We start from the raw sequence: 23602 nt of genomic DNA, 5'->3' as shown, positions 1-23602 counted from the left end.
CTCAGCTCAGGCCGCTGTAGGCGTGCAGCCCGTCGAAGAAGGTGTTGACGATCGTGAAGTTGAACAGGACAGCGGCGAAGCCGACGATCGACAGCCACGCCGAGCGGCTGCCGCGCCAGCCGCGCGTCGCGCGCGCGTGGATGTAGCCGGCGTACAGCACCCAGACGATGAAGGTCCAGACCTCCTTCACGTCGAAGCCCCAGTAGCGCCCCCAGGCGTCCTGCGCCCAGATGGCGCCGGCGATGAGCGTGAAGGTCCAGAAGATGAAGCCGATGATCGCGAAGCGGTACGCCAGCCCCTCGAGCGCCTCGGACGAGGGGATGGTGCGCAGCATGGACCGACGGGGCGCCGCGTCGGGCGACTCGAGCGCCGTGCGCTCGCGGCGGCTCTGCAGCAGCTGCAGCACGCTGAGCGCGAAGGCGAGGGCGAGGAACGCGGTCGCCAGCGACGCGACGAAGACGTGGATGACGAGCCACACCGACTTGAGCGGGTCCATCAGCGGCACGATCTCGACGTAGAACGTCGACGAGGCGCCGAGCAGCACCGTGACGAGCCCGGTCATGAAGGTGCCGAGGAACCGCAGGTCGCGGAAGAACAGCACGCCCAGGTACACCGCCGTGATGAGGAGCGTGCCCGTCATGGCGAACTCCCACATGTTCGACCACGGCACGCGCTGCGCCGCGATGCCGCGCAGCACGGTGCCGCCCAGGTGGAAGAGGAACGCCAGAGCGGTGAGGACCGTGCCGATCCGTCCGAACACCGCGCGCTTTCCGGCCCCCGCCGGCACGTCGGCCTCGGGAGCCGTCTCGCCGTCGAGCGCGACCGAGCCGCCGCGCGCACCCGGCGCCGCGACGCCGACCGTCTCGCGCCGCCGCTCGGCGTCCTTCACCTCGATCGACTGCTGCGAGCGCTTCGCCAGGTCCACCGCGTACGCGATGAAGGCGAGGGCGTAGATCGCGATCGCGGTCCAGATCAGGATGACGGAGGAGGTGTCGAGCTGGGCGACGTCGGGCATGCGCTCATCCTACGTTTCGCCCCTCGGGGGCTGGCTGAGAGTCGCCGACCACCCTGGTCAGTCGGCGGCGCGCACCGCGGCGAGATGCTTCTCGGCGAGCTGGTCGACTGCGGCCCCCAGACCGGGGTCCTCCCCGCGGGCGAGGCCGGCGTACTCGAGCCGCACGGTGTCGCCCTCGACGGTGGCCTTGACCCACACGCGGCGTCGCGGCACGAACAGGGCGGTCAGCAGGCCCAGCACGGCGAGCACCGCGAAGACGAGCACCCACACCGCCGAGGCGTCGTGGTGGATCTGCAGCGAGGCGAACCGCTTGACCGATTCGGTCAGGCCCAGCGCCGGATCGAAGTCCTCGGGGGTCTCGTCGACGAACTCGATGGTGCCCCAGCCGTTCGGCAGCTCCTGCGTCTGGCCGGGCGTGAGCTGGATGGACTCCACGCCCGTGTCGCCGCCCGTCAGCCTGTCCATGCCGGTGGGGTCGAGCGTGTAGACGTTGCGGGGCGTGCCGTCGTCGATCCCGAGGTCGCCGGCGTAGACGTCGAGCGTGAGCACCGGGTTGAGCAGGTCACCGTAGATCGAGGTGAGGGCCCCCGTGGTGAGCTCCCCCACCGTGGGGTAGAAGAAGCCGACCATGCCGAGCTGCTCGGGCAGCCCGTCGGCGACCTTCACCACCCCCTGCGATGTGAGGTTGTTGTCCTGCGGCAGGAACGCCACGGAATCGTGGAACACGACCTCGCCGTCGGCGTTCGTGATCCGGATGGTCGGCGCGTAGCCGTTGCCCAGCAGGTAGACGCTGTCGCCGCCGACCTCGAGCGGGTCGTTCACCCGCACCGATCCCTCGGTCGCCTCGTCCTCGCCCGGGTAGCGCACCGAGACGTTGGCCGAGAAGTCGCCGGCCTGACCCGCGCCGTTCGTCCCCGGGGGCTGGTACGTGACGTCGAACGAGTCGAGCGTCATGGCGTAAGGGGTGAGCGCGTCGTCGGAGACCCAGCGGCCACGGTTCATGGACGAGTAGTCCAGCAGCGAGTTGACGAAGGTGGTGCCCTCGACCACGACGCGCTGGCCCGTGTAAGCGAAGCCGCCGCCCACGCCGACCGCCACGAGCACGCCGACGAGCGACGCGTGGAAGAGCAGGTTGCCGGTCTCGCGCAGGTAGCCGCGCTCGGCGGAGACCGACCGAGTGCCGCGTCGGTCGTCGTCGTACCGCTCCACCCGGTAGCCGGCGGCACGCAGCTGTCGCTCCGCGAGGGCGACCGCGTCGGCGGCGTCGGTCCCGGCGATCGTCTCGGCGCGGTGATCGGCGAGCCGCGACAGGCGTGCCGGCGTGCGGGGCGGCCGCGCGCGCAGCGCCTTGGCGTGATGCTTCGTGCGCGGCAGGATGCACCCGATCAGCGAGACGAACAGCAGCAGGTAGATCGCCGAGAACCAGGCCGACTGGTACACGTCGAACATCTGGATCGCGTCGAGCACGGGGAACAGATCGGGGTTCTCCGCCTCCCACTGCACGACGCCGTTGGGGTCGGCCATCCGCTGCGGGAAGATCGAGCCGGGCACGGCGGCGATCGCCAGCAGGAGCAGGAGCACGAGGGCCGTGCGCATGCTCGTGAGCTGTCGCCACCCCCAGCGCAGCCAGCCGACGGCGCCGAGCGCCGGCTGGTTCACCGGCTCGTCGGCGTCGACGTGATCGGCCGGGCGGAGCGGATCGGCCTGCACGTCAGAGCGGGAGCGGGACACTCGTCAGCACCCCCTGAAGTCGCGACATGATCGTGGTCCACACGCCGGTGACCATCAGCAGGCCGAGGATCACCAGCAGCACGCCGCCCACGATGTTCACCACGCGGATGTGGCGGCGCAGGAAAGCGAGCGAGCGCGTCGCCCAGCCGAGGCCGAGGGCGACGAGCAGGAACGGGATGCCGAGGCCCAGCGAATACGCCACGCCGAGCAGCGCGGCGCGCCCCGCATCGCCCGTGGTCCAGGCGATCGACATGATGGCCGACAGGGTCGGACCGATGCAGGGCGCCCACCCCAGGCCGAGCGCCACGCCCAGCAGCGGCGCGCCGACGAGACCGAGGCCGCTGCGCACCTGCGGGCGGGCGATCCGCTGCGCGAAACCGAAAAGGCCGATGAACACCAGGCCCATCGCGATGACCACGACACCGAGGATGCGCGTGATGAGGTCGCCCCACTGCAGGCTGAACCGTTGCATCGCGCCGCCCGCAAGGCCGCCGAGCACGATGACGGCCACGAACACGAGCGTGAAGCCGAGGATGAACAGCAGCACGCCGCCGACGAGCCGGCCGCGCGGCGCCTCCGCGGGCGCGGTGCCGCGCGGGGCCGACGCCGGCGAGACGGCGCCGGCGACGAAGCCGAGGTAGCCCGGCACGAGCGGCAACACGCAGGGCGAGAGGAAGGAGATCAGGCCCGCGAGCAGCGCGATCGGCAGCGCCGCCCACAGCGCGCCGTCGAAGACGAGGGAGCCGGCGTTCACGCGCGGCCCGATCCGGGCGCCGGGGTCACGATTCCGCCAGCGTGTCGCGGACGATGGTGGAGAGGATCGAGGCCCCCTCGAGCTGCCCGATGATGCGTGCCGCGACGCGCCCCTCACGGTCGAGGACGAGCGTGGTGGGCGTGGCCTGGATGGGCGTGGCGGCGGCGAACGCGAGCTTCACGTCACCGGTGTTCACGTCGATGATGCTCGGGTACGTCACGCCGTTGTCCGCGGCGAAGGCGCGCGCCGTGTCAGCCTGGTCGTACGTGTTCACGCCCACGAACGAGACGCCCTCGCCCTCGTACTCCTGCCAGACGGCCTCGAGGTCGGGCGCCTCCACGATGCACGGGCCGCACGCGGCGTACCAGAAGTTCACGACGACGACGTCGCCCGCGACGTCGTCGCTCGACAGCTCCTCGCCGGTCTCGGTCACTCCCGCCCACTCCACGGGCTCGCCGCGCTGGTCCGGCGCGATCTCCTCCACACGGAACTCGCTCGAGATGAAGCCCTTGTTCTCGCCGTTCAGCCAGTCCTCGGTGACGGGATCGGGCGCGCACGCCGCGAGAGTCGCGAGCGCCAGCAGGGCGGCTGCGGCGGCGGCGATCCGGCGGGGGCGAGTCACGCGACCATCCTACGTTTCGCCCTCTGGGCGGCCTGTGTGAAGCCCGAAAGCCCGCGCGCCGGCTACACCGCGCCCACGTCGACCGCGCGGTCGTGGGTCGCCGGCTCGGCGTAGTCGACCTCGCGCCAGACATCGCCCACCCGCTCGAACGACGTCACGCTCGACAGCGCACACCGGCGCGTGCGGGGGTCGTGCCGCAGGGGCAACCCCGCCACGGAGAGGTGAGCGATCCAGATCGGCGCCTGATGCGAGACGATCACGACGTCGTCGTCGTGCTCGTGCCAGAGCTCGTCCATGGCCTCGCGCATGCGCGCGGCGATCGCCGCGTACGGCTCGCCCCAGCTGGGCACGGAGGGCCGCATGAGGTGATGCCAGTTCCAGGGCCGCAGCACGGCCCGCCGCATCACCTTGCCGGCGAACGCGTTCCACGGTTCGACGACGCGCTCGTCGGGCTGCGCCACGAGGCCGAAGATCTCGGCGAACGGCTCGGCGGACTCCCGGGTGCGCTCGAGCGGTGAGCACACGAGGGCCGACACGGGGCGCCCGAGGGACTGGACGTGCTTGGCCGCGACGCGCGCCATCAGTCGCCCGGCCTCGCTGAGCCGGTACCCCGCGATGCGCTCGTAGAGCACCCGCTTCGGGTTGTGCACCTCGCCGTGGCGCACGAGGTGGATGCGCGCTGCCGTCACGCCCTCAGTCTAGGAGCCGCCGCGTCAGACGGGATCGACGCGGAACGTGCACGCGACGGCTTCGGGGCTGTTCGTCGCGTCGATCGCCGAGCGCTCAGACCCGGCGTACTTGCGCTTCACCTCGGCCGAGATCGCCGCCTGCACCGGATCGTCCGCCGGCACGGGCGTGAGGGTCACGCGCTCGCGCGGCAGCTCGAGGGCGCCCGCGCGGTCGCGCTCGGCGAGCGACCCGTCGCCCAGGACGAAGGCCACCGGCCGCCCGGCCACCACGTGCTTGTACCACCACGACCGCTCGCCGTAGGCCGAGCGGACATAGGGGACCCCGTCCACGACCATCGACCAGATCGCCGTCGCCGCCGGCTCACCGCCGCGCCGCGTCGTCACGATCGCCACGACCTGCGTCTCGTCGAGCACCGTCACCACGTCGTCGTACGCCATGGAACGACGCTATCGCGATCCGCCGCGGCGGGCACCGTACGCTCGAGGGATGATGCGTTACCCGTGGGCGGCCGCGTTCCTCATCGACGCGCTTCTCGTCATCGTGTTCTCGTGGATCGGGCTCGTGCAGCACCACGGCGGGGCGACGCTTCCGGCCCTGGCCGAGACGGCGTGGCCCTTCCTCGTCGCGATGGCCATCGGCTGGGTCGTCTCGCTCGCGTGGCGCGCGCCGGCGAAGCCGCTGCGCGTGGGGCTGCCGGTGTGGGCGATCACGGTCGCGGTCGGCATGGTGCTGCGCGCGCTCGCGGGGGGCGGCACCGCGGCGCCGTTCGTCATCGTCGCGGCGGTGACGCTGCTGCTGTTCCTCGTCGGCTGGCGCACGGTCGCCGCCCTGATCCGGCTTCGCGCCCGCCGCTCGTCCCGCCGCCCCTGACGGCGCCCGGCGGACCCGCGCGGGACGCCGCGGGACGCCGCGGGACGCCGCGGGACGCCGCGGGACGCCGCGGGACGCCGCGGGACGCCGCGGGACGCCGCGGGACGCCCGCCCCTCCGGGCGGGCGTCCCGCGGTCGAAGGGGACCGATCAGCCGGCGCGGAGGTCGACGTGGCCGGCCGCGACGCGCACCTCGACCGTCCGCGGCGCACCGAAGTCCCGCTGCAGGTTGTTCATGTCGACCTGTCCCGCCTCCTCCTCGGTCGTCACGGCGTAGGAGGAGTCGGGCAGCGTCAGGTCCAGGGCGCCGGCGCTCACGTCGACCTCGACGGTATCGGGGGCCTCCCCCGTGAGCGTGCCCGTGGCATGGCCGGCCGACAGGTCGAACGACACGTCCCGCACGTCGGCCAGCTCGACGATCGCCTGGCCCGCGCCCACGGTGACGTCGAGGGCGTCGGCCGTGCCCTCGATCTCGGCCACGCCCGCGCTGACGTCGAGCCCGACCTCGCCGAACACGCCCTCGGCCAGCACCTGTCCGGCGCCCAGGACCACATCGAGGTCGGTGCCCTCGAGACTCGCGGGCAGCGTCAGGGTGGCGGAGTTCTCCTGGCCGATCCAGTCCCAGCTCCATCCGATGCGCCAGTCGAACGGCGCCGAGTCGGAGATGACGAGCCGGTCGCCGTCGCGCTCGAGGCGCCACTCCGTGCCGGCGCTCGAGTGCGATTCGAGTTCCACCTCGTCGCCCTCGCCGAAGGTGATCCGCAGGTCACCGCGCGACGTGTCGACGTCGATACCCGCGATGCCGTCGACGTTGCCGAGCGACTGGATCACCGGGTCGGGGCGCGTGGCCTGTCGCACCGTCGAGATCGACGTGAAGATCGCCGACAGCACCAGTCCCAGCGCGCCGAGCACGGCGACCGTGATCGCGAGCGCGCGCGTGCCCGTCCGGGCCGTCTCGGACTGCGGCGCCGGACCCTGCGGCGTCACGGGAGGAGGGGTCAGTTGCGTGGTCATCGTTCCGTTCCTGTCCGTCCGCGCTCCGGGGCGGGTCCCACGGGACCGGTCGCTCCGTTCGCTTCGATGTGGGCGAGCACCGCCAACACGCGGCGGTTGCCCTGCTCGTCCTGGTCGAGGTCGAGCTTTTGGAAGATCGAGGTGATGTGCTTCTCGACCGCACCCGCGCTGATGAAGAGCAGGCGTGAGATGGCGGCGTTGTTGCGTCCCTCGGCGATGAGCGAGAGCACCTGGCGCTCGCGCTCGGTGAGACGCTGCATCTTCTCGTCGCGCGCCCGCCGCGTCAGCAGCTGCGCCACGACCTCGGGATCGAGCACGGTCGCGCCCTCGGCGATGCGATCGAGCGACTCGAGGAAGTCGGCCACGTCGGTGACGCGGTCCTTCAGCAGGTAGCCGACGGCGCCGCCGGGCTGGGCGATGAGGTCGCTCGCGTAGCGCTCCTCGACGTACTGCGAGAAGACGAGCACGGCGAGCTTCGGGTCGCGCCGCCGCAGGTCGAGCGCGGCGCGGATGCCCTCGTCCGTGAAGGTGGGCGGGAGCCGGACGTCGAGGATGCACAGGTCGGGTTCGGTCCGGTCCACCTCCTCCACGACGTCGCGGGCGTCGGTGAGCGCGGCGGCGACCTCGTGGCCGGCGTCCTCGAGCAGACGCACGAGGCCCTCGCGCAGCAGGACGGAGTCTTCGACGATCAGGATGCGCATGGCACGCTCACCTCCAGCGACGTGGGGCCGCCCTGCGGGCTGTCGAGCCGCGCGGTGCCGCCGAGTGCGGTGATCCGGTTGCTGATGCCGTCGAGACCGCCGCCGGGGACGACGCGTGCGCCGCCGATCCCGTTGTCCTCGACGCGCGCCCACAGCACGCCCTGCTCGGGACGGGAACGCACCACCACCCGGGCCTCCGTGGCGCGCGAGTGCTTCGCCGCGTTCGTGAGGCTTTCGGCGATGGCGAAGTACACGGCGGCCTCGGCGTCGCGCCCCGCGCGCACGTCCATGCGCACATCGAGGTGCACGGGGATGTGCGACCGCGACGCGAGGGCCGACAGCGCGGCGTCGAGACCGCGGTCGTCCAGGACCGAGGCGTGGATGCCGCGGGCGAGCTGGCGCAGCTCGGTGATGGCCGCCTTGGTGGAGGTGTGCGCCTCGGAGATGAGCTGCTTGGCCGCGTCCGGGTCGGTGTCGATCTTCGTCTGGGCCATGCCGAGGGTCATGCCCACGGACACGAGTCGCGGCTGGACGCCGTCGTGCAGGTCGCGCTCGATGCGGGTGCGCTCGAGCTCGCCCGCCCGGATCGCGCCCTGCCGCTGCGTGGCGGCGTCGCGTGCCTGCGCGGTGAGCTGCGCCTCCCGGATGGGGGCGATCAGCACTCGCGAGATCACGCCGTGCAAGAGGCCCAGACCCACGAGAATCGCGAGGGAGAGCAGCGCGAGCAGGATGCCGGCAAGCGGCGTCCAGGCGACGTCGAAGCTCCAGCGATCGATCTCGACGGCGCCGTCGGTCACGTATAGCGGCGCGAACGCTCCCGTCACGGCGGCGACGAGCAGCCCGAAGGCCGCCCACGTGATCCAGCCGAGGATCGAGGCGATGACGAGGTGGGCGATCGCGCGCCACATGCCACCGTCGATGAACTGCAGCCAGACGGTGTGCAGGAAGCCGCCGAAGCCGTGCTTGGGCGAGCGGCGGGACTTCAGCATGGGCAGCCCGAAGCCGTACAGGCCCTCCACCCTGGCCGTCTCGAGGAACGCCGCGGCATAGAGGCCGTACACGACGCCGAGCAGCAGCAGCGCGCCGACGAGGACGACGAGGGTCGCCACGCCGGCGGCGAGCAGGACCGAGAGCACGCTGAAGACGACCGCGCCCCAGAAGCCGATGAACGCGAGGTGGGTGATGGCGCCGAGGACGGCGAGCGGGGAGGCGATCGAGCGCGGCGCGGGGGCCGTCGGCACGGCGCCGGTGACCGGCGCGGGCGCCGGAGGGACGGGCGGCGCGGCGGGGGCGCCGGCGTCGCCGGATGGCGTGCTGGTGGAGATCATGGTTCCACGCTAGAGATCGCGAGGCCCCCGCACAGCGGGGCGCTCCGCCCGATGGGGCGGGGGATAACCCCCTTCGCGCCCCCGACCCGCGGCGGCGCGGCCTCAGACCTCGTCGACGGGGTGACGGGCGAGGAGCCGCGCCGCGAGTGCCAGCGTGTCACCCGCGGGGGCGTTCGCCCCCTCCCCGCCGCCCGTCCGGGTGCGCCACGCCTCCTCGATCCCGACGATCGTGCGTTGGAACGCCGCGGGATCCGGCTCGCCCCGGCCCTCCGCCACCTCCGCGAGCCATGCTGCCCACGCCTCCCATCGGGGCAGGTAGAGATCCCGGATGAGGCCCGACCAGTGGCGGCCCGAGTAATCGTGGAGCCCGCTGTGCTGATGACCCCACACCGACACCAGGCTGCGCGCGTCGCGCTCCATGACGTCCGCCTCCGCCGGCGTGCTCCCCCAGGCCCGCGCTGCCGCGATCCAGCCGGCGGCACGCGACTCGGGTCGCGTGGCGCACACTGCCTCCAGCTCGAGCAGGTCCCGCCGGAGTCGGGCCGCATGCGCGCGGATGCCCGGCGCGTCGCGTCGCCCGAACGCGGCGAGGATGCCGCGGATGTGATGGCGTGTTCCCTGCGCCAGCACGTGGCCCGTGATCTCCGCCACATCGTGCGCGAGCACGTCTCGACCGTGCGGGCTCGCCGCAGGGGCCGCGTCGACGAGCATGCTGCCGGCTGCCGCGAGGCGCGGCAGATCGCCGAGCACCGCCGGGTCGTTCTCGGCGTCGATGTTGGCCGAGATCCGCACGGGCTCCCCCGGGGCGGGCTGCGGCAGCGCCTCACCCGCGAGCCGCTGCGTCGCGAACGGCGCCGCAGCCTCCCACGGGCGGGCGATCACCGGGGAGGGGATGGAACGGGTGCGCCCCGGCGCATACAGGGTGTCGCCCAGGGTCCGCCAGGCATCGCGGTACGCAGGATGATCGCTCCCATAGCGCTGCGCCGCGAAACGGTCGAGCCAGTCCTCGGGGTCGACATCGCGCCACACGAGGTCGCCGAACAACTCCGCGAAGACGCTGTTGCTGCGGATCGCCTCCGGGGCGAGCCCGATGCCCTCCAGCCGCGAGCCGAGCGGTGAGCCGTCACGAGCGAGCGCACGCAGCTCCGCGACGTCGCGTGCGAGCCCCCGCAGGTCACCGAAAAGCGCGAACCGCCCGCCGAAGTCGTGGATGGCGGTCCAGATCCACCGGCGCCCGTGCATGCCGTCGCGCCACATGGGGGCATGCTCCCCCCACAGGTCGATGAGCAGCAGTCGCTCGTGCGGCACGCGCGAGAGGAAGGCAGCGACGCGCTCCTGCGTCCAGAAGTCGCGTTGATAGTGGAACGGCCACCCCTGCAGCAGCCAGGTCGCCTCCGGGTGCACGGCGGCGATCGCGTCGGAGATGCCCTGCCCGGCGGCCGCCAGGGCGGCGAGGTCACCGCTCGGCGGAATCGACTCGATGTACGGGTCGACGGCGTACACCGCAGAGGGCGGCGGATCGCCGAGGAGCTCTCGCTGCACGGCGAGGAAGTCGGCGGCGAACGACCGGTAGGCGGGACCGGCGAGGTCCATCACCGGCGTACGCCACCCCTGCCACTCGATCTCGGCGGCGCCGGGGCCGGCGAGGCGGGAGGGCACGTGGCCTCCCGTCATGGGCAGCACCGGTGTCATGCCGAGCTCGCGTGCGCGCGCGAGCACCGTGCGCGCGAGCCCGACCCGCCGGGGCCCCCAGTCGGCGGGCAACGGCCCTCCGAACGAGTGCATGCCGCCCATCGCGAGCCACGGCACATGCGCCGCGCTGCCGATCCACCGCCATGCCTCGTCGGCCGGCAGGCCGCGACGGATGAGCGTCTCGGCCAGCACGACCTCGTAGCCGATGGCGATGAGCGGATGGGTGATGCCGTGCAGTGCCATCCAGTCCAGCTCGGCGAGCCACTCCTCCTCGCCCCAGAACGGTGAGGTGTAGCCGATCGTGCAGAAGTTCAGGTCGTACCGGATCGCGAACGGCGTCTCGATCCGCACCGGCGAGGCGTCCGCCCACCCCTCCAGCGGCGGGTCGATGACGCGCGTCTCCCACGTGATCCGCCGGCCATGGGTCTGCAGGTAGCGATGCAGCGCGCTGGCCGCGGCCGGCGCATCCGTGGCGCGGATCACGAGCTCGCCGTCGCGCGCCCACGCCTCGGCAGCCACCCCGACGCTCTCCAGAGGCTCGACCCGCAGCCGCGGAGCGTCGCCCCCGAGTCGCGCGGCCAGCGCCTGTATCGCTCCGGCGAAGGCGGCCTCGCCCGTCACGCCGGCCCCGCAGCGGCGCCCTCGTCGGGCACGTCGAGGTCCAGACCGGCCACCCACTCGCCGAAATCGACGCGCGCACCGCTCACGCGCGACTGCTCTGCCGCGAACGCCATGAGGTGGGCGTCGAGCGCCGTCGAGAAGGAGAGCTGCCCGCGACCCACCGTCTCTTCGCGCACGGCGCGCACGAACGCCGCCATGAGCCCCGCATCCCCGCCGGCGTGACCGGCGTGGTCACCGAGATCCGTCGCCGGCGGCACCACCCTGACGCGGTGGCGCATGTGCCCGAGGGGCGGGAGGGCGGCGGTGTCGTGCTCGGCGAGCTCGAGGTCGGGTGGGAGCGTCGCGCCCGGCGAGAACAGGTCCACGGTGAGCGTGCCGCGTTCCATGTGCCCCGTCAGCTGCCCGGCGCTGCCGGTGATGCCGAGGGTGCGGGTGTTCTCCGCCGTGAAGGCCGATGCCGTGAGCGTGGCCGTGAGACCGTCGGGAAACTCCATCGTCGTCTGCTGGTGGTCGACGACGTCGTTGTCGCTGCGGTACACGCAGCGACCATAGTCGCCCGTGGCGAGCGCGCGCAGCCGCCCCTCTATCGAGGTGTCGGCGCCGAGCAGGGTCACGGGGTGTCCGTGCGTCTCGGCGAGCGCCTCGACGTAGTAGCGCGGGGCATAGAACGGGCACGTCGCGGCGGCGGGGCAGCCGTCGAGACAGAACGCGGGAGCGCCCGCGGGGGCGTTCTCCTCCCGGAACCAGCTGAGCGACCCGATGCTGTAGATCGTGGCCGGCGCCGATCCGGCGATCCACCGGATCAGGTCGAGGTCGTGGGAGGTCTTGGCGAGCACCATGGGGCTCGACTCCGCGGAGTTGCGCCAGTTCCCGCGCACGTACGAGTGGGCGAAGTGCCAGAACCCGATGTTCTCGCGCACTTCGATCGTCATGAGCCGTCCGATGGCGCCCGACTCGCAGATGCGCTTGATGGCGCGCCAGAACGGCGTGAACCGCAGCACGTGCCCAATCGCCAGCCGTGCCGAGACGCTGCCGACGTGCGCGGCCAGCCGCGCCAGCTCCGCGAGAGCGGGCGCGGCCGGCTTCTCGAGCAGGAACGGCAGGCCGGCGTCGGCGACGGCGATCGCGGCGTCCACGTGCAGCGCGTCGGGCAGGGCGATCACCACCGCGTCCGCCCCGATCACGCGCAGATCGGCGACGAGGGCGCGCCAGTCGTCGTACTCGCGCACGCCCGCGGCGCGTGCGGCGAGCACCGCGCGTCGGGCGGCGTCCGGATCGGCGACGGCGACGATCCGCGCGTCGTCGGGGTGCGCGATCGCCCAGCCGCCGTAGGCGTCTCGCCCCCGCCCGCCGGCGCCGAGGATCGCGATCCGTATCGGTGGGCGCGCCGCGCCCGCCGGAGCGTGCCCCGCATCGGCCATCATCGTCATTTCTCCGCTCCCGCCGTCAGGCCGTCTACGAGGTATCTCTGGGCGATGTAAAAGAGGACCACCACGGGCACGGTCACGGCGAGCGATCCGGCGAGCAGCGCGGTCACGGGCACGTTCATGTCGGTCAACTGGGAGATCCCCAGAGGCGCGGTCCACAGGGCGCGGTCGCGCACGAGGAACAGCAGGGCGTAGAAGTACTCGTTCCACGCGATCATGAACACGTAGATCGCCGTCGCGATGACGCCGGGCAGGGCCACCGGGAGGACGATGCTCCGCAGCATGCGCGGCAGCGACGCGCCGTCGATGAGCGCCGCCTCCTCGATGCTCTCGGGCAGGGCGAGGAAGTAGTTGCGCATCATGTACAGCGCCACCGGCACCGTCGTGGCCACGTAGACGAAGAACAGTCCGACCAGCGAGCCGGTCAGCCCCGCGCGCGCGAGGATGACGAACAGCGGCACCGACAGCACGATCCCCGGGAAGAGATAGATGCCGAGGATGATGGCGTTGACGACCGCGCGGCCCTTGTAGCGCAAGCGCGCGGCGGCGTAGGCGCCGAGCACCGACACGAGGATCGACAGCACGACCGTTCCGAGCGCGACGACGAGGGAGTTCACGACGAAGCGGCCGAGCCCGTACCCGCCCTGCGACGCATCGAGCATGGCGGTCGTATAGCCCGAGAAGTCCAGCTCTCCGAAGGCCGGGACGAGGTCGAGGGGGTTCTGGACCACCGAGGAGTACGGGCGCAGCGACACGAGGAGGCCGTACGCGACGGGGCCGACGGCGCAGACCAGTGCGACGGCGACGATCATCCACCGGCCGATCCTGGCGGGCAAGGACGGGGCGAGCGGCGATCTGCGGCTCATTCGACGTCCACCCTCTTCCGCGACAGCACGACGTAGACGACGAGGAGGGCCACGAGCACGACCGACATGAGCAGGCCGTACGCGGCGGCGCTGCCGATGTCGAGGCGCTGCACCAGCTCGGTGTAGACCTTCAGCGCCATCACCTGCGTGCCGCCGGCGCCCTCGGTGAGCAGGTACACCTCGTTGAAGCTCTGGAACGTCCAGATGAACCGGAGCAGGCACAGCAGCAGGATGACCCCGCGCAGCTGCGGCAGCACGATCTTCGTCAGCACCTGGCGTCCGCTGGCGCCGTCGAGCGCCGCCGCCTCCTCGATCGACGGCGCGACGCTCTGCAGACGCGCGGTGAGGAAAAGGAAGGACAGCGGCGCGCTCGTCCAGATCTCGAACAGCACGACGACGAGCAGAGACAGCGGGATGGGGATGCCCCACACGTCGAGGGTGGTGGTCGAGAGGAACCCGACGGCGCTGGGCCAGCCGAGGAACTGCGTCCCGATCGCGTTGACGATGCCGTATTGCGGGTTCAGCATCGTCTGCCAGATCGTCACGGCGGCGATGATCGGCAGCACGTAGGGCACGAGCAACAGGGCCCTGACGACGCCCCTCCCGGGGAACGGACGCCGCAGGGCGAGCGCGAGGACGAGACCCACGCCGACGGACCCGACCATCGTCAGGGTCGCGTACAGCACGGTGGTGCCCAGCGCCTGCCAGAACGACGCATTCGTCAGCGCGCGCTCGAAGTTGCCGAGGGACCAGTCGATCGGCTCGGCGAACAGCCGGGGGATGTCGACCAGCCGGACCTCGCTGAAGGCGAAGACGACGACGAGGACGAGCGGCAGGATCGAGGCCACGACGATGACGAGGAACGTCGGTGCCGTGAGCAGCAGTCCGTTGCGATTGTCACGGCCGGACCGGCTGAGCTGCCGACCGGTTCCCCGAGGGGACGTCCCGCTCGCGGGGGTCCCCTCGGAGATTGTCACGGGTGCGAGCGACGTCACAGTCCGGCCTGGACCTCCTCGACCGCCTGCTTCATGGCGGCCGTGACCTCCTCGGCGCTGGCGCCGTTGTAGAGCTGCTCGATCTGAGCGGCGAGCACGCCCTGGCTCGAGACGAGGCCCGCCAGCGTCGTGTCACCGGTGCCCATGCCCCACAGGTACACCGAGTTGATGCCCTCGCCCATCTCGGCCACGAACTCCTCGCCGTAGACCTCGGCCGTGGTGGCGGCGCCGTCGACGCCGATGCCGAGATCGCCCCACGCGTCGATGTACTCCGTCGGCGACTCCGCCGTGCCGTTGCGCAGCGGGATGCGCCCCTCGGCCGCGGCCGAGAGGGACTCGATGTAGCCGGAGCTCATCGCGTACTCGATGAACTGCTGGGCCGCCTCGCTCTGGGCGCCCGTCGGCACGACGTAGCTGAGGATGGCACCGTACTGACGCGGGTTGTCCTCGTCGATCACGGTGAGGAACTTCGAGTTCTTCGCGAGGAACTGCGGGTCGCCGGCACACTCGCCGCAGGTGACGGGCGTCGCCTCCGCCAGCCCGTTCAGCTCGTCCAGGATGTGGGTCGAGAACAGCAGCATCGCGGCGTCGCCGGCCAGGTAGGCGGCCTGCGCGGCGGGCACGTCCATGTCGCCCTGGGTCGACGAGTTGCGCAGCGTCAGGAAGTGCTCGGCGGCCTCGACACAGGCCGGCGAGTCGATCGTCACCGTGCCGTCCTCGACCAGCTCGCAGCCGGCGCTCTGGAAGATGGACTGGACGCCCTCCGTCGCGCTGGCGGTGCCGGGCTGGGTGCCGAAGGCGAGCCCGGTGATGCCCAGCTGCTCCTTGATCGTCGTGGCCGCCGCGGCCAGCTCGGCGACGCTCGTGGGTGCCTCGACACCCGCCTGCTCCAGGAGGTCCGCGCGGTAGGCGACGAGGTGCGTCCAACCGTCGCTCGGCACCGCGGAGACCGTGCCGTCGAGCGTCACGGCCTCGAGCGCGTGCTCGTTGAAGGTCTCGGCGCCGAGCGATTCGACGGCGGCGGCAGCGGCGGCGGTGTCGATGAGGCCCTGCGCGTTCCAGGCGCTCACCTGCGGGGAGGCCAGCAGGACCACGTCCGGGACATCGCCCGAGGCCGCGCCCGTCGCGATCGCCTGGTCGGCGTCGGCGCCGGCCATCGGAACGACCTCGACGGCGATTCCGGTCTCGTCCTCGAACGCCGCCGCGACCGATTCCTGCACGGCGAGCCGCTCGGGGGTGGTCTGCGGCGTCCAGAAGGTCAGCGACTCGGCCGACGCGCCGTCGCCTTGGCCGCTCCCGCCGGCGCCACAGCCGGCGAGCATGCTGATGGCGGCAAGCGCCGCCAGGGAGACCGCGATACGCGGCCGACTCATGTGACTCATCTCACTCCTCAGGGGACGTAGCGGGGTTCTGGGGATCCTCCCGTCGGCAAGCGATTCGCACACCGTAGGCGCACCGTATTGCAAGAAATCGACAAGCCCGGCACAGTACGAGAATGAATGCTCCCTTCGACGACCTCGATCTCCGGATCGTCGGCGCCCTCCTGGCACACCCGCGAGCGACGAATGCGCAGATCGCGGCGGCCGTGTTCACCTCGGAGGCGACGGTGTCACGACGCGTCGCCGCGCTGCTCGGGTCCGGGGCGGTGCGCGTCATCGGCGTGCTCGACGGCGAGGCCACGCGACGCGCGCGATCGGTGTTCGTGCGGCTGCGCTGCCGTCCCGGCCACGGGCAGCGCACCGCTCAAGCGCTCGCCGAGTGGCCCGAGACGGGCTCGGTGAAGCTCCTCACGGGCAGCGTGGACTGTGTCGCCGAGATCCAGTACACCTCTCCGGGCCACCTCCTCGCGCTCACCCGGGACCGGCTGCCGGCTCTCGACGGGGTGCTGGCGATCTGGAGCAATCAGGTCATCCGGCGATTCGCCACACCGCACCGCTGGCTCCCCGACCTCATCCCCGCGCATCTGGCCGCCGAACTGCGCGCGCTACGCACCGACTGGTGGGACGACCGCATCCCGACCGTGCCGATCCACTGCGACCCGCTCGACCGACGCATCGTCGACACCCTGAGCACCGACGGCCGCTCCTCCTGGCAGCAGATCGCCGACCGCTGCGGCGTGAGCGCCGTCACGGCCCGCCGCCGCGCGGAATCGCTGATGACGTCCGGCGCGCTGCGCATGCGCACCGTCGTGGAGCCGGACGCGCTGGGGCTGGAGATCGACGCCTTCGTGGCGCTCACCATCAACCCGACGCAGCTCGGTCGCGCGGGTGAGTTGCTCGCGAGCCACCCGGCGGTGCTCATGATGGCCGCGACGACGGGTGATCGCAATCTGTGCGGAGAGGTCGCGCTGCCTTCAGACGCCGCGCTCTACGAGTTCCTCTCGGACACGATCGGCGGATTGCCGGGCCTGCAGCTCGCCGATGTCGCGGTGAGCCTGCAGAGCGTCAAGCGCGGGGGGATGGTCGCCGCGGCGACCTAGCGCCCGTCACTCCTCGCGGGGCTGTCGCTCGCGCCGATCGCGGAGGATCTGACGCACGCGCAGCCAGACGAAGACCGCGACGGCCGCGACCACGACGACGATGACGACGTTCTGCGCGATGTCCATGTACTGCTCGACGACGTGCCACGACTCGCCCAGGAAGTAGCCGACCAACACGAAGATCGTGTTCCAGATGAGGCTGCCGCCCCCGGTGTACAGCGCGAACTTCCACAGCGGCATGCGCACGACGCCCGCCGGAATCGAGATGAGGCTGCGGAAGATCGGCACGAAACGCCCGAAGAAGACCGCCACCGGCCCGTGCTTCTCGAACCAGGCGACCGTACGATGCACATCGTCGGCGCGCAGCAGGGGCACCCGCTCCGCGATCCAGACGAGCCGCTTCACCCCGAACCACGCCCCGATGCCGTAGAGGAGGAGGGCTCCGGCCAGCGACCCGATGGTCGTCCACAGGATCGCCTCCCAGATGGCGAACGAGCCGCGGCTCGCGGCCAGGCCCGCCAGCGGCAGGATCGCCTCGCTGGGGATGGGCGGGAAGATGTTCTCCGCCGCGATGGCGATGCCGGCGCCCACGGGGCCGATGAGGTCCATGAGGCCGACGAGCCAGTCGACCAGTCCCGACAGCCACCCGTCGGATCCGGAGGTGGTCGTCGCCTGGAGAAGGTGCATGCAGGGCCTTTCGTCGCGCGGGTCCGCCCGCTCGACACTACCGACCCCATCCGCCATGTCCCTGGGGGCAGCCCCCGAATCCACGGCGGGAGGTTCGCGAGACCGCGTCAGCCGGTGATCTCGAACAGCGTCCCACGCCGGACGCACTCCTGCTGCAGGTGAGCGACGAGCGGTTCGACGGCTACCCACGGGCGCAGTCCGAGCCCGGTGTGGATGTAGCCGGCGAAGTCCATGACCGCGAGCTTCTGTGCCTTGGTGACGGCACGGGCCATGACGGCCTTCGCGTCGCGGAGGTGGATGTTGACGGTGACGTTGGCGCCGCCGAGGTCCGTCAGCCGCTTCGCGATGGCGTGGCCGGCGCGCTGCCCGACCGACACCCTCCCCTGCGGCGCGCTCGGGCGGGCGATCTTCGCCACCTCGACCTTGGCCACCTCCTCCCAGGCGGTGTAGAGGCCTCCCTGCGTGACGAACCCGGTCGGCACCACGATCAGGTCGATAAGGTCGTCGCCCGTGGCGTTCGCCGCCGTGCGCGCACCGAGATACATGACGCCCCAGATGACCACCCCCAGCGCCCCGATCACCGCGATGATCAGGAATGCCCACCATCCCTCGGGGATCGCGACCATGAGCACGAGCATGACCGCGGTGAGCACCGCCGCCACGAGCAGCGTGGTGAGCGACTTGCGCATGGTCCGGCGCTGCACGGACGGCTGCGAGACGTAGCGGAACAGCTCACCGTCTCGGACGGGCGGCTGGGGAACGGCGGGATCGACGGTGTCGGGCGCGAAGGTCATGCCTCATTCTGGCGTCGCCCCGGGTCGTGCGTCGAGGCACGATGGGCGGACCGGGCCGCGCCGGCGCCGCACGGCGCGAGGATGGACCTGTCTCGTATACACCTCTGACGCTGCCGGCGACCCGCCCGCGTGCGCCCCGACCTCTCGCTGCTGCCCGCCCTGCGCTCCCGCCGCCTCCCCCACGACCTCTGGTGGAAACGCGCGTCGGGGGTCGTCGTCTCCGGCTTGCTTCCCCTGCTCGTGCTCGCGCCGCTGGGGCGCCTCGACCTCGTCTCGTACACCCTCGCCGGGTCGATGGTCGCGCTGTTCACGCACGCCATGCCTTACCGCAGGCGCGCCGTCACCGCGGCGCTGTTCGCGCTCTGGTTGACGGTCGGTTGCGCCGTCGCGCTCACCGTGTCGGCCGCCGTGTCGAGCACGCCCGCGCTCATCCTCATCGCCGCGTTGCTGGCGGCCGTCACGAAGGTCGCACACGACGCGTCCCGGGTCGGCCCGCCGGGGCCGGTGATTCCGATCTTCCTGCTCACCGCGATGGTCTTCACCGGCCAGACCTGGGCCGGGCTTCCCCTGCACATCGGGCTCGTCGCCGCGACCGCCGCGCTGTCGTGGCTCGTCTGCATGGCTCCGGCGCTGGTGCGCCCGCACGGGCCGGAGCGCCGCGCGGTCGCGCTCGCGCTCGAGGCCGCGGCGACGCGAGCCGATCGCCCCACCGATCCGACCGCCCGCGAGGCGCTGGCCGCGGCGATCACCACCGCGTGGCGCGCGCTCGCCGATGCGGGCGACACCCGGCTGCGCGCACGCCTGGAGGCACACGTGCTCAGCGCGGAGCGGGTCCTGATCGACCCGTCGCTGGGGCGACCGGGAGGGATGCGGTCGGACGCGGGCGCCATCCGGGCAGCGCGGACCCCGCTCCCGCAGGCGCCGATCGACGAGGGCGAGCGCGCGCAGCTGCGCGGCATCGCCCTCGACCGCCCCGCCACCTTCGACGCGCGCCACCCCGTGCTCGCGGCCTTCCGCCCCGGCTCGTCGTCGTGGCCCTACTTCTGGCGCACCCTGATCCGCGGGGCGCTGGCCGCTCTGCTGTCGACCGCGCTCGGCGTCGGGCGGCCCTTCTGGGCGATCACGACCGCTGCCGTGATCATTCAGCCGAACCTGCTGCTGACGTGGCACCGCTGGCCCTCGCGCGCGGCCGGAACGATCGGCGGGGTGTTGCTGTTCGCCGCGCTCGCGCCGATCTCCCACGTCGACCCGCTCGTGGCCGCGCTCCTCGTGCTCGCGCTGAACGCGCTGGCCGAGCTGTTCGTGCCCCGCAACTACGCCATCGGGCAGCTGTTCGTCACACCGATGGCGCTGCTCATCGCCGAGTTCGCGGCGCCGCAGCCCACCGCGGGGCTCGTCGCGGACCGACTCATCGACACGGTGCTGGGGATCGTCATGGGCCTGGCCGCGGCGCTCGCGATCCGCAATGGGCACCTGCGCCGTCACGCCGAGTTGTGGACCCGGCGGGTGGAGGAGCTCACGACCGCGGCGCGCGCGGTGGACGCGAGGGACCCGGCCGCCCGCGAGCGGGCGCGGCGAGAGCTCATCGCGGGGCTGGCACGCCTGGCCGACGCGGTGCGCGGCGCCGACAGCGAGTGGTGGTCGCATCGGGTGGACGAGGCCCGCGTCGTGACCGCGCAGCGCGAGGCGCATCGCGCCATGGCGGCCCTCATGCCGCCGGGCTGACCCGCCGCTGCACCGCGACCGCCGGATCATCCGCCCGGTCCTCGCCCCCTCGGCGGAGCGCGCGCGGCTCCCGCCTAGACTTGGGTGGTCCGCGATCACAGGAGGAACCTGAAGTGCTCCGCACCCACACCGCCGGCTCGCTGCGAGCCGAGCACATCGGCCAGACCGTCACCCTGACCGGGTGGGTGGATCGCCGGCGCGATCACGGCGGTGTCGCCTTCATCGATCTGCGCGACGCGTCCGGCATCGCCCAGGTCGTCATCCGCGACGAGGAGGTGGCGCATCCCCTGCGCAGCGAGTTCGTGCTGCAGGTGACCGGCGAGGTCGCGAAGCGCCCAGCGGGCAACGAGAACCCCAACCTCCCCACGGGTGAGATCGAGCTCATCGCGGCCGACGTGATCGTCTTGAACGAGTCCGCTCCCCTGCCGTTCCAGGTCTCGTCCGGCCTGGCCGACGCCGACCCGATCGGCGAGGAGGTGCGCCTGCGGCACCGCTATCTCGACCTGCGCCGGCAGGGCCCCGCCGCCGCGATCCGCCTGCGCTCGCAGGTGTACAAGGCGATCCGCGACGTGCTGCACGAGCGCGAGTTCGTCGAGGTCGAGACGCCGACCCTGACGCGCTCGACCCCCGAGGGCGCGCGCGACTTCCTCGTGCCGGCGCGACTGCACCCCGGCAGCTGGTACGCCCTGCCCCAGTCGCCGCAGCTGTTCAAGCAGTTGCTCATGGTGGGCGGCGTGGAACGGTACTTCCAGATCGCGCGCTGCTACCGCGACGAGGACTTCCGGGCCGACCGCCAGCCGGAGTTCACGCAGCTCGACATCGAGATGAGCTTCGTCGACCAGGAGGACGTCATCCAGTTGACGGAGGCCGTGGTCAAGGCCATGTGGGCCACCATCGGCGTGGACGTGCCGACCCCGCTGCCGCGGATGACGTACGCCGACGCGATGGCGAAATACGGCTCGGACAAGCCCGACCTGCGCTTCGGGCTCGAGCTCGTCGAGGCCACCGAGTACTTCCGCGAGACGCCGTTCCGCGTGTTCCAGGCGGAGTATGTCGGCGCGGTGGTCATGCCCGGCGGCGCCAGCCAGCCGCGCAAGACGCTCGACGCCTGGCAGGAGTGGGCCAAGCAGCGCGGAGCGCGAGGCCTGGCCTACGTGCTGTTCAACGAGGACGGCACGCTCGGCGGCCCCGTCGCGAAGAACCTCTCGGAGAGCGAGCAGGCGGGTCTCAGGGAGCTCGTCGGTGCGGAGGCCGGCGACTGCGCCTTCTTCGCCGCCGGCTCGACGAAGGACTCGCGCGCGCTGCTCGGCGCCGCGCGCGTCGAGATCGGCCGCCGTCTCGGCCTGCTCGACCCCGACACGTTCGCGTTCACGTGGGTCGTCGACGCCCCGATGTTCGAGCCCGCGGGCGACGCGGTGGCGTCGGGCGATGTGGCGGTGGGCGCCGGCGAATGGACGGCCGTGCACCATGCGTTCACGGGCCCCAAGCCCGAGTTCGAGGACACGTTCGACACCGACCCGGGTTCGGCCCTCGCCTACGCATACGACATCGTCTGCAACGGCACCGAGCTGGGCGGCGGATCGATCCGCATCCACCGCGAGGACATCCAGAAGCGCGTCTTCAACGTCATGGGCATCTCCGACGAGCAGGCGCAGGAGAAGTTCGGCTTCCTCCTCGACGCCTTCAAGTTCGGCGCCCCGCCCCACGGCGGCATCGCGCTGGGCATGGACCGGATCCTGCAGCACCTGACGAAGACCGACTCGATCCGCGAGGTGATCGCGTTCCCGAAGTCCGGCGGCGGATTCGATCCGCTCACCGAGGCGCCGGCGCCCATCACGCCCGAGCAGCGCAAGGAGGCCGGGGTCGACGCGACGCCCGAGAAGGGCTGAGCCGTCTGAGGGCGCGAGCCGTCGCGCCCTACGATGACCCCATGGACTCCGACATCGTCGTCGTGGGGGCCGGGCTCTCCGGTCTCGTGGCCGCCGCCGAGGCCGCCGACGCGGGACGCCGCGTGCTCATCCTCGATCAGGAGGGCCCCCAGAGCCTCGGCGGCCAGGCGCACTGGAGCTTCGGCGGACTCTTCCTCGTCGACACCCCCGAACAGCGCCGTCTCGGCGTGCGCGACTCGCTAGAGCTCGCGCGGCAGGACTGGTTCGGCAGCGCTCAGTTCGACCGGGAGGAGGACCGCTGGCCGCGCGCATGGGCCGACGCGTTCCTCGACTTCGCGGCCGGGGAGATGCGGCCCTGGCTCCACGGGCAGGGCCTGCGCATCTTCCCGATCGTCGGCTGGGCCGAGCGCGGTGACGGCCGGGCGGCGGGGCACGGCAACTCCGTGCCGCGGTTTCACATCGCGTGGGGCACGGGGCCCGGCGTCGTGGAACCGTTCGCGCGCCGCGTGCAGGCGCACGTCGAGGCGGGCCGCATTCGCCTCGCCTTCCGGCACCGCGTCGACGGGCTGATCCTCGAGGGCGGGGCGGCCGTCGGCGTCCGCGGCACGCGCCTGGCGCCCGACGAGGCGCCGCGCGGCGCCGCGACCAACCGGGACGAAGCCGGCTCGTTCGAGGTGCGGTCGCAGGCGCTGATCGTCACGAGCGGTGGCATCGGCGGCGACCACGACCTCGTCCGGCGCGCCTGGCCGGCCCGCCTCGGCACACCGCCGGAGCACATGGTGTCGGGCGTGCCCGCGCACGTGGACGGGCGCATGCTGGGCATCGCCGAGCGCAGCGGGGCGCGCGTGATCAATCCCGACCGGATGTGGCACTACGTCGAGGGCCTTCGCAACTGGGACCCGATCTGGCCCGGTCACGGCATCCGGATCTTGCCCGGCCCCTCCTCGCTGTGGCTGGATGCCACCGGCCGTCGCCTGCCGGCGCCGTTCTTCCCCGGATTCGACACCCTCGGCACGCTCGCGGAGCTGCGCCGGACGGGGTACGACTACTCATGGTTCGTGCTGACCCGGGCGATCATCGAGAAGGAGTTCGCGCTGTCCGGGTCCGAGCAGAACCCGGATCTGACGGGCAAGGATCTGAAGCTCCTCAGCCAGCGGCTGCGCAAGGGCGCCCCCGCGCCGGTGCAGGCGTTCGTGGACCACGGTCCGGACTTCGTCACGGCCGGCACGGTCGAGGAGCTCGTCGTCGGGATGAACCGCCTCGCGGCGGAGCAGCCGGCCGGACCCGCGCTCGACGCCGCCGATGTGCGTCGCGTGGTGGAGGAACGCGACCGGGAGCTTGCGAACGGGTTCACAAAAGACGCGCAGATCACCGCACTGCGGGGCGCACGGAGATACCTCGGCGATCGGCTCGTGCGCGTCGCACGACCGCACCGCCTGCTCGACCCCCAGGCCGGTCCGCTGATCGCCGTCAAGCTGCACATCCTGTCGCGCAAGACGCTGGGAGGCCTCGAGACGGATCTGCAGGCCCGCTGCCTCACGGCAGATGGCTCGCCGCTGCCGGGGCTGTACGCGGCGGGCGAGGTCGCCGGCTTCGGCGGTGGCGGCATGATGGGCTACAACGCGCTCGAGGGCACCTTCCTCGGCGGCTGCCTCTTCTCCGGGCGCACCGCGGGCCGCGCCGCCGCGGCCGCCGTCGGCTGA

At 72.2% G+C, this 23602-nt stretch carries 21 protein-coding genes; 5 read left to right on the top strand and 16 right to left on the bottom strand.

Annotated features, from left to right (window positions below):
* Position 1: 1 nt before the first annotated feature.
* From ccsB to N8N77_RS12205, 6 genes are all read right to left on the bottom strand, one after another.
* Positions 2-1015 (bottom strand): c-type cytochrome biogenesis protein CcsB, encoded by a 1014-nt coding sequence (gene ccsB, locus N8N77_RS12230; protein ID WP_261167137.1) that lies wholly within the window; start codon positions 1013-1015, stop codon positions 2-4.
* 57 nt (positions 1016-1072) lie between these two features.
* Positions 1073-2746 (bottom strand): cytochrome c biogenesis protein ResB, encoded by a 1674-nt coding sequence (locus tag N8N77_RS12225; protein WP_261167136.1) that lies wholly within the window; start codon positions 2744-2746, stop codon positions 1073-1075.
* Positions 2727-3500: a cytochrome c biogenesis CcdA family protein gene (locus N8N77_RS12220; protein WP_261167135.1), complete on the bottom strand. Its 774-nt coding sequence runs from the start codon at positions 3498-3500 to the stop codon at positions 2727-2729. The genes N8N77_RS12225 and N8N77_RS12220 overlap by 20 nt, the downstream gene beginning before the upstream one ends.
* A gap of 25 nt (positions 3501-3525) precedes the next feature.
* Positions 3526-4122, bottom strand: coding sequence for a TlpA disulfide reductase family protein (locus tag N8N77_RS12215; RefSeq protein ID WP_261167134.1), 597 nt, complete (start codon positions 4120-4122; stop codon positions 3526-3528).
* Positions 4123-4184: 62 nt separating this feature from the next.
* A complete protein-coding gene (locus N8N77_RS12210; RefSeq protein ID WP_261167133.1) occupies positions 4185-4811 on the bottom strand; it encodes a histidine phosphatase family protein in 627 nt (208 codons plus the stop codon).
* A 24-nt stretch (positions 4812-4835) separates the two neighbouring features.
* Positions 4836-5249 (bottom strand): DUF2255 family protein, encoded by a 414-nt coding sequence (locus tag N8N77_RS12205; protein WP_261167132.1) that lies wholly within the window; start codon positions 5247-5249, stop codon positions 4836-4838.
* A 49-nt stretch (positions 5250-5298) separates the two neighbouring features.
* On the opposite strand from N8N77_RS12205, the gene N8N77_RS12200 reads away from it, so the two are divergent.
* On the top strand, positions 5299-5682 hold the full coding sequence (locus N8N77_RS12200; protein ID WP_261167131.1) for a DUF3054 domain-containing protein: 384 nt from the start codon (positions 5299-5301) through the stop codon (positions 5680-5682).
* 149 nt (positions 5683-5831) lie between these two features.
* Here N8N77_RS12200 and N8N77_RS12195 read toward each other — a convergent pair whose 3' ends face one another.
* The 8 genes from N8N77_RS12195 to N8N77_RS12160 all read right to left on the bottom strand — a co-directional run bounded on the left by N8N77_RS12195 (position 5832) and on the right by N8N77_RS12160 (position 15698).
* Positions 5832-6695, bottom strand: coding sequence for a DUF4097 domain-containing protein (locus N8N77_RS12195; RefSeq protein WP_261167130.1), 864 nt, complete (start codon positions 6693-6695; stop codon positions 5832-5834).
* Entirely contained in the window at positions 6692-7396 is a 705-nt protein-coding gene (locus N8N77_RS12190; protein WP_261167129.1) for a response regulator transcription factor, read from the bottom strand. Before N8N77_RS12190 ends, N8N77_RS12195 begins: the two co-directional genes overlap by 4 nt.
* Positions 7384-8721, bottom strand: a complete 1338-nt coding sequence (locus N8N77_RS12185; RefSeq protein ID WP_396652838.1) for a histidine kinase — start codon at positions 8719-8721, stop codon at positions 7384-7386. Before N8N77_RS12185 ends, N8N77_RS12190 begins: the two co-directional genes overlap by 13 nt.
* A gap of 105 nt (positions 8722-8826) precedes the next feature.
* A complete protein-coding gene (locus N8N77_RS12180) occupies positions 8827-11037 on the bottom strand; it encodes an alpha-N-acetylglucosaminidase (RefSeq protein WP_261167127.1) in 2211 nt (736 codons plus the stop codon).
* Positions 11034-12467: a Gfo/Idh/MocA family protein gene (locus N8N77_RS12175; protein WP_261167126.1), complete on the bottom strand. Its 1434-nt coding sequence runs from the start codon at positions 12465-12467 to the stop codon at positions 11034-11036. The genes N8N77_RS12180 and N8N77_RS12175 overlap by 4 nt, the downstream gene beginning before the upstream one ends.
* Entirely contained in the window at positions 12464-13276 is an 813-nt protein-coding gene (locus N8N77_RS12170; protein ID WP_261167125.1) for a carbohydrate ABC transporter permease, read from the bottom strand. The genes N8N77_RS12175 and N8N77_RS12170 overlap by 4 nt, the downstream gene beginning before the upstream one ends.
* A gap of 50 nt (positions 13277-13326) precedes the next feature.
* Positions 13327-14307, bottom strand: a complete 981-nt coding sequence (locus tag N8N77_RS12165) for a carbohydrate ABC transporter permease (protein ID WP_261167124.1) — start codon at positions 14305-14307, stop codon at positions 13327-13329.
* Positions 14308-14321: 14 nt separating this feature from the next.
* Complete coding sequence (locus N8N77_RS12160; RefSeq protein WP_261167123.1) at positions 14322-15698, bottom strand: ABC transporter substrate-binding protein; 1377 nt, start codon at positions 15696-15698, stop codon at positions 14322-14324.
* Between the two features lie 122 nt (positions 15699-15820).
* On the opposite strand from N8N77_RS12160, the gene N8N77_RS12155 reads away from it, so the two are divergent.
* The gene (locus N8N77_RS12155; RefSeq protein WP_261167122.1) at positions 15821-16804 is read left to right on the top strand and encodes an Lrp/AsnC family transcriptional regulator; all 984 of its coding nucleotides are present in this window, start codon (positions 15821-15823) and stop codon (positions 16802-16804) included.
* 6 nt (positions 16805-16810) lie between these two features.
* Here the strand turns inward: N8N77_RS12155 and N8N77_RS12150 are convergent, their stop codons facing one another.
* Both N8N77_RS12150 and N8N77_RS12145 read right to left on the bottom strand, forming a co-directional pair.
* Entirely contained in the window at positions 16811-17491 is a 681-nt protein-coding gene (locus tag N8N77_RS12150; protein ID WP_261167121.1) for a DedA family protein, read from the bottom strand.
* Between the two features lie 107 nt (positions 17492-17598).
* Entirely contained in the window at positions 17599-18285 is a 687-nt protein-coding gene (locus N8N77_RS12145) for a hypothetical protein (RefSeq protein WP_261167120.1), read from the bottom strand.
* A gap of 129 nt (positions 18286-18414) precedes the next feature.
* On the opposite strand from N8N77_RS12145, the gene N8N77_RS12140 reads away from it, so the two are divergent.
* The 3 genes from N8N77_RS12140 (at position 18415) to N8N77_RS12130 (ending at position 23602) form a co-directional block, all read left to right on the top strand.
* Positions 18415-20010 (top strand): FUSC family protein, encoded by a 1596-nt coding sequence (locus tag N8N77_RS12140; RefSeq protein ID WP_261167119.1) that lies wholly within the window; start codon positions 18415-18417, stop codon positions 20008-20010.
* Between the two features lie 113 nt (positions 20011-20123).
* Entirely contained in the window at positions 20124-21899 is a 1776-nt protein-coding gene (aspS, locus tag N8N77_RS12135; RefSeq protein WP_261167118.1) for an aspartate--tRNA ligase, read from the top strand.
* Between the two features lie 41 nt (positions 21900-21940).
* Positions 21941-23602: an FAD-binding dehydrogenase gene (locus N8N77_RS12130; RefSeq protein ID WP_261167117.1), complete on the top strand. Its 1662-nt coding sequence runs from the start codon at positions 21941-21943 to the stop codon at positions 23600-23602.

It is taken from the genome of Microbacterium sp. Marseille-Q6965 (assembly GCF_946151065.1).
In the GTDB taxonomy this organism is placed as follows: domain Bacteria; phylum Actinomycetota; class Actinomycetes; order Actinomycetales; family Microbacteriaceae; genus Microbacterium.
Note: the sequence above shows the minus strand (reverse complement) of the source record. Positions and strands in the feature narration are given on the sequence as shown.

Excerpts from the sequence above, each read along its gene's own strand:
- ccsB (WP_261167137.1), bottom strand. The coding sequence starts at position 1,015 with ATGCCCGACGTCGCCCAGCTCGACACCTCCTCCGTCATCCTGATCTGG.
- N8N77_RS12205 (WP_261167132.1), bottom strand. The coding sequence starts at position 5,249 with ATGGCGTACGACGACGTGGTGACGGTGCTCGACGAGACGCAGGTCGTG.
- N8N77_RS12200 (WP_261167131.1), top strand. The coding sequence starts at position 5,299 with ATGATGCGTTACCCGTGGGCGGCCGCGTTCCTCATCGACGCGCTTCTC.
- N8N77_RS12195 (WP_261167130.1), bottom strand. The coding sequence starts at position 6,695 with ATGACCACGCAACTGACCCCTCCTCCCGTGACGCCGCAGGGTCCGGCG.
- N8N77_RS12190 (WP_261167129.1), bottom strand. The coding sequence starts at position 7,396 with ATGCGCATCCTGATCGTCGAAGACTCCGTCCTGCTGCGCGAGGGCCTC.
- N8N77_RS12175 (WP_261167126.1), bottom strand. The coding sequence starts at position 12,467 with ATGACGATGATGGCCGATGCGGGGCACGCTCCGGCGGGCGCGGCGCGC.
- N8N77_RS12170 (WP_261167125.1), bottom strand. The coding sequence starts at position 13,276 with ATGATCGTCGCCGTCGCACTGGTCTGCGCCGTCGGCCCCGTCGCGTAC.
- N8N77_RS12160 (WP_261167123.1), bottom strand. The coding sequence starts at position 15,698 with ATGAGTCGGCCGCGTATCGCGGTCTCCCTGGCGGCGCTTGCCGCCATC.
- N8N77_RS12155 (WP_261167122.1), top strand. The coding sequence starts at position 15,821 with ATGAATGCTCCCTTCGACGACCTCGATCTCCGGATCGTCGGCGCCCTC.
- N8N77_RS12150 (WP_261167121.1), bottom strand. The coding sequence starts at position 17,491 with ATGCACCTTCTCCAGGCGACGACCACCTCCGGATCCGACGGGTGGCTG.
- N8N77_RS12145 (WP_261167120.1), bottom strand. The coding sequence starts at position 18,285 with ATGACCTTCGCGCCCGACACCGTCGATCCCGCCGTTCCCCAGCCGCCC.
- N8N77_RS12130 (WP_261167117.1), top strand. The coding sequence starts at position 21,941 with ATGGACTCCGACATCGTCGTCGTGGGGGCCGGGCTCTCCGGTCTCGTG.